The sequence below is a fragment of the Neptuniibacter halophilus genome (assembly GCF_030295765.1).
GTDB classification, from domain to species: Bacteria; Pseudomonadota; Gammaproteobacteria; order Pseudomonadales; family Balneatricaceae; genus Neptuniibacter; species Neptuniibacter halophilus.
The window spans coordinates 882,713-896,182 of the sequence record NZ_AP027292.1 but is presented as its reverse complement, the minus strand read 5'-3'; the positions used below and the strand labels follow the sequence as shown (position 1 = coordinate 896,182).

The 13,470-nt window shown below is 52.7% G+C and carries 10 protein-coding genes; 4 read left to right on the top strand and 6 right to left on the bottom strand.

Annotated features, from left to right (window positions below):
• Nucleotides 1-22: 22 nt before the first annotated feature.
• Entirely contained in the window at nt 23-874 is an 852-nt protein-coding gene (locus QUD59_RS04150) for a M23 family metallopeptidase (RefSeq protein ID WP_286239790.1), read from the bottom strand.
• The gene (xseA, locus tag QUD59_RS04145; RefSeq protein WP_434025551.1) at nt 871-2,229 is read right to left on the bottom strand and encodes an exodeoxyribonuclease VII large subunit; all 1,359 of its coding nucleotides are present in this window, start codon (nt 2,227-2,229) and stop codon (nt 871-873) included. The genes QUD59_RS04150 and xseA overlap by 4 nt, the downstream gene beginning before the upstream one ends.
• Nucleotides 2,230-2,398: 169 nt before the next feature.
• Between xseA and guaB the strand changes: the two genes are divergently transcribed.
• The 3 genes from guaB (at nt 2,399) to tadA (ending at nt 6,141) form a co-directional block, all read left to right on the top strand.
• Nucleotides 2,399-3,868, top strand: a complete 1,470-nt coding sequence (gene guaB / locus QUD59_RS04140) for an IMP dehydrogenase (protein ID WP_286239787.1) — start codon at nt 2,399-2,401, stop codon at nt 3,866-3,868.
• A 90-nt stretch (nt 3,869-3,958) separates the two neighbouring features.
• A complete protein-coding gene (gene guaA / locus QUD59_RS04135) occupies nt 3,959-5,539 on the top strand; it encodes a glutamine-hydrolyzing GMP synthase (protein WP_286239786.1) in 1,581 nt (526 codons plus the stop codon).
• An 83-nt stretch (nt 5,540-5,622) separates the two neighbouring features.
• Nucleotides 5,623-6,141, top strand: a complete 519-nt coding sequence (gene tadA, locus QUD59_RS04130) for a tRNA adenosine(34) deaminase TadA (protein ID WP_286239785.1) — start codon at nt 5,623-5,625, stop codon at nt 6,139-6,141.
• On the opposite strand, the gene mltF is transcribed toward tadA, so the two are convergent.
• A complete protein-coding gene (gene mltF / locus QUD59_RS04125; RefSeq protein WP_286239784.1) occupies nt 6,127-7,605 on the bottom strand; it encodes a membrane-bound lytic murein transglycosylase MltF in 1,479 nt (492 codons plus the stop codon). The genes tadA and mltF overlap by 15 nt on opposite strands.
• A 108-nt stretch (nt 7,606-7,713) precedes the next feature.
• Here mltF and purL point away from each other — a divergent pair, with 108 nt between their 5' ends.
• The gene (purL, locus tag QUD59_RS04120) at nt 7,714-11,616 is read left to right on the top strand and encodes a phosphoribosylformylglycinamidine synthase (protein ID WP_286239783.1); all 3,903 of its coding nucleotides are present in this window, start codon (nt 7,714-7,716) and stop codon (nt 11,614-11,616) included.
• A gap of 132 nt (nt 11,617-11,748) precedes the next feature.
• On the opposite strand, the gene QUD59_RS04115 is transcribed toward purL, so the two are convergent.
• The 3 genes from QUD59_RS04115 to QUD59_RS04105 form a co-directional block, all read right to left on the bottom strand.
• The gene (locus QUD59_RS04115) at nt 11,749-12,354 is read right to left on the bottom strand and encodes an OmpA family protein (protein WP_286239782.1); all 606 of its coding nucleotides are present in this window, start codon (nt 12,352-12,354) and stop codon (nt 11,749-11,751) included.
• Between the two features lie 225 nt (nt 12,355-12,579).
• Nucleotides 12,580-12,879, bottom strand: coding sequence for a YciI family protein (locus tag QUD59_RS04110; protein ID WP_286239780.1), 300 nt, complete (start codon nt 12,877-12,879; stop codon nt 12,580-12,582).
• Between the two features lie 9 nt (nt 12,880-12,888).
• A complete protein-coding gene (locus QUD59_RS04105) occupies nt 12,889-13,440 on the bottom strand; it encodes a septation protein A (RefSeq protein ID WP_286239778.1) in 552 nt (183 codons plus the stop codon).
• Nucleotides 13,441-13,470: the final 30 nt, after the last annotated feature.

Below are 13,470 nucleotides of genomic sequence, written 5' to 3'. Positions count from 1 at the left end.
TGAGGACTTGTTCGCAGGTTCCTTAGTTGTTCAAAAATAATATGGGGTCGACCCGGGTATTATTCAAGCTCACACTCCAGTGCAGGTGTGGGCCGGTGACCCGGCCGGTTTTGCCAATGGCGCCCAGCCGTGTGCCGGTGCTTACTTTGTCGCCAATCTGCACGTCAATTTTACTCATGTGGCAGTACATGGTTGTCAGGCCAAAACCGTGATCGATAATCACCGTGTTACCGTTAAAAAAGTAATCGCCGGTATCGACTACAACCCCGGCGGCAGGGGCTGTGATCGGGTCGCCATGCGGGGCCGCGATATCCAGACCGCTGTGCGGGTTGCGTGGCTGTTTGTTGAAGAAGCGCCTCAGGCCAAAGGGGCTGCTGTAGGGGCCTTTGGCAGGTAACTCAAAACGGGTAACCGGGCTTGCCGGTTCGCTCCAGCTTTTGTAAGCGGCAACCATCTTTGCCTTCTCCCGTCGCCAGCGTTTAACGTCTTCCGGATCGGGATCAACATGACGCTTGTTCTTAACCGTCAGGTACTGGGCTTTGTACTCTTTGTTATCAATCTCAAAGTAGTAAGAGGTGGCGTTGGCGCGTACATGTTGTTTTTCGCTGGGTTTGGCGCTCAGAGGGATGCCGGCAACGGCAATCCAGTGACTCTCGGCTTCGTAGCGGGTTCCCTTGCTCGGTAGCACCATCAGCCGGTTGCCTTTATACCAGGCAGAGGGAGCGCTTGCGCTGTTCTGGCCGGTCAGAGGGATAACGACGATGCCGCCGGGAACTTTACTTTCATCCGGTAGCTGCATTGCGGCTGCGTTGAGACTCCATAGCAGCAGAGGTGTAAGGCAGAGTAGTCGGGTTAATCGGCTAAGCTGTATCATTCAATCGACTCCGTGATTATCTCCTGAACGCTGCAGAGCAGACGTCCCTGATGAAGCTGGGTTTCAATAAGGTTGCCGGGCTGCTGGGTCCGGGCATCGCTGATGATTCTGCCGTCGGCATCCTTGGTAATGGCGTAACCGCGCTCAAGCGTGGCCAGCGGGCTGACGCTGTGCAGGCGTTGCATGGCGGACCTGAGCTGGAACTGAAGTTGTTGCAGGCGCTGTTGATTCGCGTGCTTCAGACGTTGCTCCAGGGTCTGGACAGTATTGTGCTGACGTTCGAGGTTGCGTCGGGGAGACTGAGCCTGAAGTCGGGTCGCCAACTGTTGCTGACGGTTGTTAAGTTGCCTGAGCCTCTGTTGCAGTGCATTGCCCAGACGAAACTCGAGGTTGTCCAGCCGTTGCGCCTGTTCTTTCAGGCGCTGGCCGGGCTCGCGCAGTCGGCTGCGCAAATGACTGATACGGTTTTGTCCCTGCTTCAGCACCAGATTTATCTGTCGCTGGAGCCGGTTTTCCATTTGGCTGAGACGTAGTCTGAGTTGAGCCTGATCCGGGCTGATCAGTTCGGCAGCGGCGGAAGGGGTCGGTGCACGGGTGTCGGCGACAAAGTCGGTGATCACCACATCAACCTCATGACCCACCGCGCTGATAATCGGGATCTCACACTCAAAGACCGCGCGTGCCAGTTGTTCGTTGTTGAAGGCCCACAGGTCTTCAAGTGATCCGCCGCCACGACCCAGAATCAGCACATCACAAGTCTGATGCGCTTCGGCCAGAAGAATCGCCCTGCAGAGCTGAGCGGGTGCGTCCTCACCCTGAACTGCACTGGGGTAAAGGGTGACCGGCATGCCCGGGAAGCGTCGCTTGAGAACGGTCAGAATATCGTGCACGGCGGCGCCGCTGGGTGAGGTGATGATGCCAAGGTGACGAGGGTGCAGAGGCAGTGGCTTTTTATGCTGACTGTCGAACAGACCCTCTTGCTGTAATTTCAGTTTCAGAGCATCGAAGGCGATCTGAAGTGAGCCGCTGCCTGCCGGCTGGAGACCCTCACAAATCAGTTGAAAGTCACCACGGCCTTCGTACAGGCTGACTTTGGCCCGGATCAGCACCCGATCACCATTTTTCGGTTGGTTAAGCTGCGCATTCCTGTTGCGGAACATTGCACAGCGCACCTGCGCCTTGTCATCTTTAAGGGTGAAGTACCAATGACCCGAACTGGGGCGGACAAAGTTGGATATTTCGCCTTCTACCTGAATGGTCAGAAACGAACGCTCCAGCAGGGTGCGCGCCTGACGGTTGAGTTCAGAAACGCTGAGAGCCTGTGTGGAGGGGGGATTTAGCGATGGATTACTCATAGACATAGGGGCATCTTAAACGATCTTGATCCCAGCGACAGCCGCCAGTCTGGATTTATTTTCCGGGCTTTTTAACGGCAGTGTAAAACTCAAGTTTTAGATTGAGACAAAAGGCTAATTTCTGTATAATTTCGCGTTTACATTTACTGACTACACAGGCTGGCAAAGAATGTTGCGAATTGCTGAGGAAGCACTCACTTTTGACGATGTGTTGCTGGTTCCGGGCTACTCTGAAGTATTGCCTAAGGACGTTTCACTGAAAACCCGTCTAACCAAGGAAATTGAACTCAATATTCCTCTGGTTTCTGCTGCAATGGATACCGTGACCGAATCGGGTCTGGCGATTGCGATGGCGCAGGAAGGTGGTATTGGTATTATCCACAAAAACCTGACGATTGAGCAGCAGGCTACAGAAGTACGCCGTGTTAAAAAATATGAAGCGGGCGTTGTAAGCGATCCGGTGACCTGTCACTCCGGCATGACTGTCGGCGAACTGCGTGCCCTGGTGGCTGAAGTTGGCTTCTCTGGCTTTCCGGTAGTGGATGGTGATGATCTGGTGGGTATCGTAACCGACCGTGATTTCCGTTTTGAGCACAAGCTGGAGGCGACCGTTGCCTCAATTATGACGCCGAAAGAGCGTCTGGTTACCGTGCAGGAAGGTGTTGATCCGGACAAAGTGCGTAACCTGTTGCGCAAGCACCGTATCGAAAAGATTCTTGTGGTTGACGAAGCATTCAAGCTGCAGGGCATGATGACCGTTAAGGACATGAATAAAGCCCAGTCTCACCCGAATGCTGCGAAAGATGCGAAAGGCCGTCTGATTGTTGGTGCTGCTGTAGGTACCGGCCCGGAAACGCCTGACCGTGTTAACGCACTGGTGGCTGCGGGCGTGGACGTGATCATCGTTGATACCGCGCACGGTCACTCAAAAGGTGTTATCGATCGTGTGGCATGGGTTAAAGAAAATCACCCGCAGGTTCAGGTAATCGGTGGCAATATCGCGACCGCCGAAGCAGCGATTGCGCTGGCGGATGCCGGTGCGGACGGTGTTAAAGTGGGTATCGGTCCGGGTTCTATCTGTACTACCCGTATCGTTGCCGGTGTCGGTGTGCCTCAGATCAGCGCGGTAGCTAATGTAGCGACAGCGATGCTTGAGCGTGGTGTTCCGGTGATTGCTGATGGTGGTGTCCGTTTCTCGGGTGACCTGGCTAAAGCAATCGTTGCCGGTGCTTCTGCGATCATGGTGGGTTCCATGCTGGCAGGTACCGATGAGGCGCCGGGTGAAGTGGAACTGTTCCAGGGCCGTGCGTTCAAGTCCTATCGTGGTATGGGATCTCTGGGTGCGATGGGCCAGTCTTCAGGTTCCTCTGACCGTTACTTCCAGGACGCTTCCAAAGGCGTTGAAAAACTGGTGCCGGAAGGTATTGAAGGTCGGGTTCCCTGCAAAGGCCCGATGGGTGGTGTCGTTCATCAGTTGGTGGGTGGTCTGCGTGCGGCAATGGGTTATACCGGCAGTGCCGATATTACCACCATGCGCACCGTGCCACAGTTTGTGCGTATCACGAATGCGGGCATGAACGAGAGTCATGTGCACGATGTGAGCATCACCAAAGAAGCGCCGAACTACCGCGTAAGCTAAGCAAATAAACTCTGAAAAGTGGGGTGGGATTTTTTCCGCCCCCTTTTTTTTTTGCAGAAATCGGTTCTGTAAAACATAGAGACAGAAAAAATGACCAAAGATATTCACGCTCAACGAATTTTGATTCTGGATTTTGGTTCCCAGTACACTCAGCTGATCGCACGTCGCGTGCGAGAGATCGGTGTTTACTGTGAAATTCATGCCTGGGATATGCCGGAAGAGGATATCCGCAGTTTTGCACCCAAAGGGATTATCCTGGCGGGTGGGCCTGAGTCGGTCACTGAAGGTGATTCTCCTCGTGCACCTGAGGTTGTATTTAATCTGGATGTGCCGGTTCTGGGTATCTGCTACGGCATGCAGACCATGGCTGCGCAGATGGGTGGCGAAGTCTCTACTTCAGAAAAACGTGAATTTGGTTATGCTCAGGTACGCCTGGAGAGCAGTCCGAGTCGCCTGCTGGAGGGCATTGAGGATCATGTTGCTAACAATGGTTCTCTCTCTCTGGATGTGTGGATGAGTCACGGTGATAAAGTGACGACTCTGCCGGAAGGTTTTACCATTATCGCGTCCACTGAGTCTGCACCGATTGCAGCGATGTGTCATCCGAAGAAAAACTTCTACGGTGTTCAGTTCCACCCTGAAGTAACTCACACCAAGCAGGGCGGCCGTATTCTGGAGCGCTTTGTTATTGAGATTTGCGGCACAGAAGCGCTGTGGAACTCCGCGAACATTATTGCTGACCAGATTGCTAAAGTGCGTGAGCAGGTAGGTGATCGTAAGGTGCTGCTGGGTCTGTCAGGTGGTGTGGATTCCTCTGTGGTAGCCGCGCTGCTGCACAAGGCAATCGGCGATCAGCTGACCTGTGTCTTTGTGGATAACGGCCTGCTGCGTAAGGATGAGGGCAATCAGGTGATGGACATGTTCGCCAAAAATATGGGTGTGAACGTGATCCGTGCTGATGCTGAAGATCTTTTCCTGGGTCGTCTCGTGGGTGAAAATGACCCTGAGAAGAAACGTAAGATTATCGGTAATACGTTTATTGAAGTATTCGATGATGAGGCGACCAAGCTGCAGGATGTGAAATTCCTGGCTCAGGGCACAATCTACCCGGACGTGATTGAATCAGCGGCTGCGAAGACCGGTAAGGCGCATGTTATTAAGTCCCATCACAACGTGGGCGGGCTGCCGGAAGATATGCAGTTTGAGTTGGTTGAGCCACTGCGTGAGCTGTTTAAAGACGAGGTGCGTAAGCTGGGTCTGGAGCTGGGTCTGCCATACGATATGGTTTACCGTCATCCGTTCCCGGGGCCGGGTCTGGGTGTGCGTATTCTTGGCGAAGTGAAGAAAGAATACGCGGATATTCTGCGCGAGGCAGATGCTATCTTTATCGAAGAGCTACATAAGGCAGACTGGTATCACAAAACCAGCCAGGCGTTTGCGGTATTCCTGCCGGTTAAATCGGTGGGTGTCGTCGGTGATGGTCGTCGCTATGAGTACGTGATTGCGATTCGTGCGGTTGAGACAATTGATTTCATGACCGCTCGTTGGGCGCATCTGCCATACGAGCTGCTGGAAACTGTTTCCAGTCGTATTATCAACGAGATCCCTAAGGTATCCCGGGTCACTTACGATATCAGCTCTAAGCCGCCAGCAACCATTGAGTGGGAATGATCCTGTTCTGGTTTTGAAAGCCGCTTAGGCTATTATAAGAGCCCGCTATACAGCGGGCTTTTTTTATCTGGGCAATAGAGACTATGAACGAACAGCAGGAACAGGATCGCCACTGGATGCAGCATGCATTGATGCTGGCGGATCGGGCTGAAGCGCTGGGAGAGGTGCCGGTTGGTGCTGTGGTGGTGCTGGATGGTGAGGTGATCGGTGAAGGATGGAATCATCCTATCAGCGGACATGATCCGACGGCACATGCTGAGATGATGGCGTTGCGTCGGGCGGCTGCGCGGGTGGGTAATTACCGTCTGCCTGAAGCCGATCTGTATGTGACAATTGAGCCCTGTACAATGTGTGCCGGTGCGATGGTACATGCTCGAATCCGGCGTCTGGTATACGGTGCTGCGGAAGAGAAGTCCGGGGTGGCAAAGAGTAACGGGCAACTGTTTCAGCAGCCCTGGTTTAACCATCTGATTAAGGTCGAGGATGCGGTGCTGGCCGAGAAGTGCAGTGCCAAAATCAGTGCCTTTTTCAGCCGCCGGCGTGAAGAGAAGAAGGCTTTGCGCAAGGCTGAAAAAGCGGCAAAAGGGTTACAGGGCGGGTAGGAAGTCTTCAACCACGGTGCCTTCATCCCAGCTTTCGTGGTCAGGGTCAAAATCGGCCCTCTCGTTCTGACGTTTCGCCTGCATGACCTGAACTTCCCATTTCAGTAGTTTCATGTACTTACGAATATTGCTGACGTATCTGACCGGCTCGTAGCCACGGGCGTAGCCATAGCGGACGGTACTGAAGTGTTTTTCCTGGGTCAGCAGAGGTAGGTGTTTCTTTACATCGCGCCATTTATCCGGATTCAGACCGGCTCGGGAGGTCAGCACCCGGGCGTCTTCTAGATGGCCGTAGCCGACGTTGTATCCGGCCAGCGCAAACCAGGTGTGGTCGGGCTGGGGGATGCGATCCGGGATCTTCTCCATTACTTTTACCAGATAGTGTGCGCCGCCGATAATGCTCTGCATCGGGTCGGTACGGTCAGTTACGTCCACCTCTTTGGCTGCCGCACGGGTCAGCATCATAATCCCTTTTACACCCGTCGGAGAGACAGCATCAGGGTTCCAGTGAGATTCCTGATAGGCGATGGCCGCCAGAAGCTGCCAGTCAATGTCGGTTTCCTGTTCGGCCATCATGAAATACTGCTCAAGCTTGGGGAAGCGATCCTGCATATCCCCACGGAAGGCGGCGGTGTCATAAAAACCCAGTGGGTTGGAGCGATTGAAGTATTTGTCTTCCAGCGACTCAATCAGCTTTTGGGTGGATTCCAGCGCAAAGAAGCGGTTAATCGAATCGCGCAGGCTCTGATCGTGATGGGGTGCCAGCATCCAGGCCAGAGGTTTGGGTGAGTCGAGGTCGAAGGCTTTTTTCAGACCGGGAAAAAAAGATTTCTGACTGTCAAAAGTGACCGCGTCGGTAATGACGTAATCGATCTCTTTATTGTGCAGTTTTTCCAGTAGTTCTACCGAGGAGAACGCGCCGGTTTCCTCCCATTTGAGCTTGGGGTATTCCTGTTGCAGGGATTTCATCAGTTCGGAATGGCTGCTGTTGGCGATCACCATGACCTGTTTGTTCTGATTGATCAGGTCTGGAATATCCTGTGGTGGTGTTTCACCTTGAGTTGTGCGGTAAATCAGCGCGGTGGTAGTTTCCAGATAGGGGCTGGCAAACTCAAATTTCTGCTGGCGCTCATCGGTAATGGTCAGCATGGCGCCGGCAATATGGCCGTCGCGGCGCTGCATGGTTGTGAAAATTTCGCTGAAGCTGTTGGGGAGTACCAGTTCCAGTTTTACACCAAGATAGTCGGCATAAGCTTTAGCCAGATCATATTCAAAGCCCGCCGGGTCGCCTTTATCGATAAAATAGGTGTTAGGGGAGTTGCGGGTGACCAGTTTTATTGAGCCCGATTCAATAATGGCCCCAAGCTGGGATTTGCTGTTCCAGCTTAGCAGGGCGGGGATGCAGAACAGGATGAAAATCACCAGGGCGTAGGCTGCATCTTTTTTTCGGGTAATATCAAACATAGTGCTGCTTTTCTGGTATCCAACAGGCTGTTTCGGTAAAATTCACAGCCTGTATTTCTCCTGTAACTACTGCCTGACCGGGGCAGCTATCAAGAGGCTCTATTTGAGATGCTGGCACTGCGCGGAGCACCTGCTCTTTCAGCTTTTCGACATGAAAAGCTACTTTCTGGTATTCAGTCCAAGGTTCCTGCCGTCACTGGCTTGTATGCTGAATTTATGCACTTTTCCGATCTGGCTCAAGCTTTATCGGCAGATCAGCAGCAAGTTCTGGAACGTATTCTGCGTTATGGACCGAAGGCAGAGGTTCAGGAACCCAATGGTGAACTGTTTCTGGTCGTGCCGCGTCCGGGCACTATATCGCCTTGGTCATCCAAAGCAACTGATATAGCCCACAATTGTGGTCTTTCTGCGATCAAGCGCCTGGAGCGCGGTGTGGCTTACTATGTTCAGGCCTCTGCAGCGCTGACCGCTGAGCAGCGTCAGCTGGTTGCGGCTGAACTGCACGACCGTATGGTTGAAGCGGTTATGGATTCACTGGATGATGCATCAGTGCTGTTTGTTGAAGAGCAGCCTAAGCCTCTGACCACTGTCGATATTCTCGCTGGTGGACGCGATGCATTGGCAGTGGCTAACGTAGATCTGGGTCTGGCTTTGGCTGAAGATGAGATCGACTATCTGGTGACCAGTTTCCAGGAGTTGGGGCGTAACCCGACGGATGTTGAGTTGATGATGTTTGCCCAGGCAAACTCTGAGCACTGCCGCCATAAAATTTTTAACGCATCATGGGATATCGATGGCGAAGCACAGGAGAAGTCGCTGTTTGCCATGATTCGTAATACCAATGAAGTGGGCGGTGAAAACGTACTGTCTGCTTACAAAGATAACGCAGCGGTAATGGTCGGTTCTGAAGCGGGTCGCTTCTTCCCGCAGCCTCAGAGCAAAGAGTACAGCTACAATCAGGAACCGATTCAGATCCTGATGAAAGTAGAAACGCATAACCACCCGACTGCCATCGCACCCCATTCCGGTGCGGCGACAGGTTCTGGTGGTGAAATCCGTGATGAAGGTGCGACCGGTAAAGGATCTAAGCCCAAGGCTGGCCTGACTGGTTTTACCGTATCCGATCTGAACATTCCCGGCTTCGAGCAGCCATGGGAATCCAAGTATGGTAAGCCGGGGCGTATTGTAACGCCGCTGGATATCATGCTTGAGGGGCCGATTGGTGGCGCTGCGTTTAACAATGAATTTGGTCGTCCTGCGCTGACCGGCTACTTCCGTACCTTCGAGCAGAAGGTGAATGGTGCAGCGGGTGAAGAGGTGCGTGGTTACCACAAGCCGATCATGATCGCCGGTGGTCTGGGTAATATCCGTGATGAGCATGTCGAGAAGGGTGAGATCCCGGTAGGGGCTAAGCTGATCTGTCTCGGTGGCCCTGCGATGCAGATCGGTCTGGGCGGTGGTGCTGCATCTTCAATGGCGTCTGGCTCCTCTTCTGCTGATCTGGATTTTGCTTCTGTGCAGCGTGATAACCCTGAGCTGGAGCGCCGTTGTCAGGAAGTCATTGATCAGTGCTGGCAGTTGGGTGATGAAAACCCGATCGCCTTTATCCACGATGTGGGGGCCGGTGGTCTGTCGAATGCGTTTCCGGAACTGGTTAAAGACGGCGAACGTGGCGGTAACTTTGAGCTGCGTAACGTCAATAATGATGAGCCGGGTATGTCGCCGCTGGCGATCTGGTGTAACGAAGCGCAGGAGCGCTACGTCATGGCGGTTGCGCCAGCCGATATGGCTCGCTTTGAAGCGATTTGTGAGCGTGAACGTTGTCCATATGCGGTAGTTGGTGAAGCGACCGAAGAGATGCACCTGACACTGGGTGACAGTCACTTTGAGAACAAGCCGGTCGACCTGCCGATGAGTGTGCTGTTCGGTAAGCCGCCGAAGATGCACCGTTCTGTAGAGCGTAAAGCCTACGAAGTCCCTGAATTTGATACTTCCGCTATCGACCTGAAAGATGCGGCTGAGCGGGTTATGAAACTGCCTGCGGTGGCGTCGAAATCTTTCCTGATTACTATTGGCGACCGCTCGATTACCGGTCAGGTTGCCCGTGATCAGATGGTGGGGCCGTGGCAGATTCCGGTAGCAGACTGTGCTGTAACGACTGCAGCATATGACACCAATGCGGGTGAAGCGATGGCCATGGGCGAGCGTACGCCGCTGGCGCTGGTTGATTCACCGGCATCCGGACGCATGGCTATCGGTGAAACTGTTACCAATATTGCCTCTGCCCGTATCGCGGATATTAAAGATATTAAACTGTCTGCTAACTGGATGTGTGCAGCAGGTCATCCCGGTGAAGATGAAAAACTATACGACACAGTAAAAGCGGTAGGTATGGAGCTGTGTCCTCAGTTGGGTATTACGATCCCGGTGGGTAAAGACTCCATGTCTATGCGCACCGTATGGAATGATCAGGGTGAAGATAAGTCGGTTACGGCGCCTATGTCACTGATTATTTCCGGTTTTGCGCCAGTTCTGGATTGTCGCAAAACGCTGACCCCTGAGCTGCGCACTGATCAGGGTGAAACCGATCTGATCCTCCTGGATCTGGGTAATGGTCAGAACCGAATCGGCCTCTCCGCGCTGGCGCAGGTTTACAATGAGGTGGGTCAGTCCGTCCCGGATGTGGATCAGCCGGAACAGTTGGTGGCATTCTTTGCTGCGATTCAGGAGCTGAATGAGCAGGGGCTTATTCTTGCGTACCATGACCGTGCCGATGGTGGTTTGTTTGCTACAGTGGCTGAGATGGCCTTTGCCGGTAAAGTCGGTGTGGATATCAATCTGGATATGCTGGCGGGCGAGACTTCAGAGCTGGCTGCAGCGCTGTTTGCAGAAGAGCTGGGTGCTGTTATTCAGGTTAAGCGGGATAATCTTGAATCCGTACTGACTGAGCTGAATGCTGCAGGCCTGGCCGATGTTGCTCAGGTGATCGGGTCAACTAATCCGGATGATGAGCTGCGTTTCCACTTCGATGAAGAAGAGATTTATGCGGAGTCCCGCGTCAAGCTGCAGCGCTGGTGGGCGGAAACCTCCTATCAGATTCAGGCACTGCGTGATAATCCGGAATGCGCTCAGCAGGAGTTTGACGCTATTCTGGATAAAGCGGACCCGGGTCTGCATGCTGATCTTAGCTTCGATGTTAATGAAGATGTGGCGGCGCCTTATATCGCTACCGGTGTTCGACCGCAGATGGCGATCATCCGTGAGCAGGGTGTGAATGGTCAGATCGAAATGGCTGCAGCCTTTGATCGCGCCGGCTTTGCCGCGGTTGATGTGCACATGAGTGATATCCTGTCTGGCCGTGTAGAACTGGATCAGTTTAAGGGTCTGGTTGCCTGTGGTGGTTTCTCCTACGGTGATGTACTGGGTGCGGGCGAAGGCTGGGCTAAGTCGATCCTGTTTAATCCACGTGCGCGTGATGAGTTCCAGGCATTCTTTAATCGTGAAGATACCTTTGCGTTGGGTATCTGTAATGGTTGTCAGATGCTTTCCAACCTGCATGAGCTGATTCCGGGTTCTGAGCTGTGGCCGCACTTTGTGCGCAATGCATCCGAGCAGTTTGAAGCGCGTGTGGCGATGGTTGAAGTACAGTCATCCAACTCCGTTCTGCTGCAGGGTATGGCAGGTTCGCGGATGCCGATCGCTGTGGCGCATGGTGAAGGGCGTGCTGAGTTTAAGGATGCAGGTCACCTGCAGGGGCTGCAGCAGTCCGGTACTGTTGCGCTGAGTTATGTGGATAACTATGGCAAGCCTACTGAAATGTACCCGGCTAACCCGAATGGTTCACCACAGGGTATAACCGGTGTCACAACTCAGGATGGACGCGTAACGATTATGATGCCTCACCCGGAACGAGTTTTCCGTGCTGTGACAAACAGTTGGGCTCCGGATGAATGGTCTGAAGACGGTGCCTGGATGCGGATGTTCCGTAATGCCCGCGTCTGGGTTGGTTAATCGGACTCTCTGAGTTTGTTTAAAAAGGCGGCCATCTGGTCGTCTTTTTTATGTCCGAAGGCCGGGCTGAAATACTTCAGGCAAATAAAAAGGCGCTCAAATGAGCGCCTTTTCAATGATTATCTCTGTGGCTTATTTCTTGCCGGAGATCTCAACTTCTACGCGACGGTTAGCGCGCAGGCAGTCGATCAGGTTAGCGCCGCGCTGGCCGTCACAGGACTTAGCCGGAGCGTTTTCGCCCATGTAGCCGGTGCTGATCACAGAACCGGTAACGCCGCCAGCCTGCAGAGCGTCAGACACTGCATTTACACGCTTCTGAGACAGGGCATCGTTGTACGCGCTGGTACCGATACGGTCAGCGTGACCTACCAGATTTACGCTGGAAACTTCTTTCAGAGAGTTGATGTAGCTGGAGATGTCGCTTACGTCGCCTGGGTTAGAGCTGTCGAAGTCGAAGTAAACAACGTGCTTCTCAACAACGCTCATTGCTTTTGGCATTGGAGCCGGTGCAGGAGCAGGTGCCGGAGCGGCTTTTTCAGCCATTACGCCGTCACAGCCTACGACTTTTTTGTCTGCTTCGTTCCAGAAGCCGTTACGCCAGCATTCACCGTAGCTGTTTTTCCACACGGTGCCGTGCTTCTTAGCGTCTACGTAACCAGAGTTTTCAGGGTGTGCCTGAACACCTGTTGCCAGACCCATAGCCAAAACCAGGCCTGAAGCGATTGCGATCTTTTTCATTGTGCTGTCCTTAATACGTTTGGGGTTCTGTATCTAAGAATAATAAGAAAGAATTAGCTTATTACAACTCTTCCAACCTGAACCTGAGATAAACAGCAGTAAATCTGGTGACAAAAGTGATCCGAAAAACAGATATAAAATCTTTTCCGGCCTTTCGTCGCTCCTTCTTTCTCCGCTGGACCAAGTTCCTTTAGTCATGCAACTAAGCAAAGTATATATTAAATTTTACGGAAGCACCTTTTTATAAGGTTTTACCGTTACTTTTTCGTAAACGCCTGCACTGATATATGGGTCGGCGTCTGCCCAGCGCTGAGCTTCTTGCAGAGAATCAAACTCAGCAACGACCAGACTGCCGCTGAAGCCGGCTTCGCCCGGGTCTTCACAGTCGATTGCCGGATGCGGGCCAGCAATCAATAAACGGCCTTCAGCATTGAGCTGCTGTAAGCGGGCCAGATGATCGGGGCGTGCAGCCAGACGTTTTTCCAGACTGTTTTCTACATCTTCCGAGATAATTGCGTAGTACATTCCGTATCCTCAGGGTTGATCGTTATTTTCGCTGTTTTCAATGTGTCGGGAGAGGTAAACCCCCTGGGCGATAATGAACACGAGAGTAAGACCCAGCATGCCGAAAAGTTTGAAGTTCACCCAGGTTTCTTCACTGAAACTGTAAGCAACAAACAGATTCACAACGCCCATCAGAACAAAGAATACCACCCAGGCCAGGTTAAGGTTGCGCCAGGCGAACGCTGGCAGGGCCAGGTTGCTGCCCATAAGGCGCTCAACAATGGTTTTGCTGCCGATAAACTGACTGCCAAGGAAAGCAAGGCCAAACAGCCAGTTCACAACGGTGGGTTTCCACTGGATAAAGGTTTTATCTTCCAGTAACACGGTAGCGCCACCGAGAACGACAACAAGAACCAGAGTAACCAACTGCATTTTTTCAATTTTGTGGGTTTTAATCCAGGTGTAGAGCATCTGCAGCAGTGTTGCCGGAATCAGGATCGCGGTGGCGAGAATAATATCGTTCGTCGATTTATAAACGATAAAAAAGATAATAATGGGTAAAAAATCGAGTAACAGCTTCATGGTCGTTGTATTCTAGAGATTAAAAGTAAA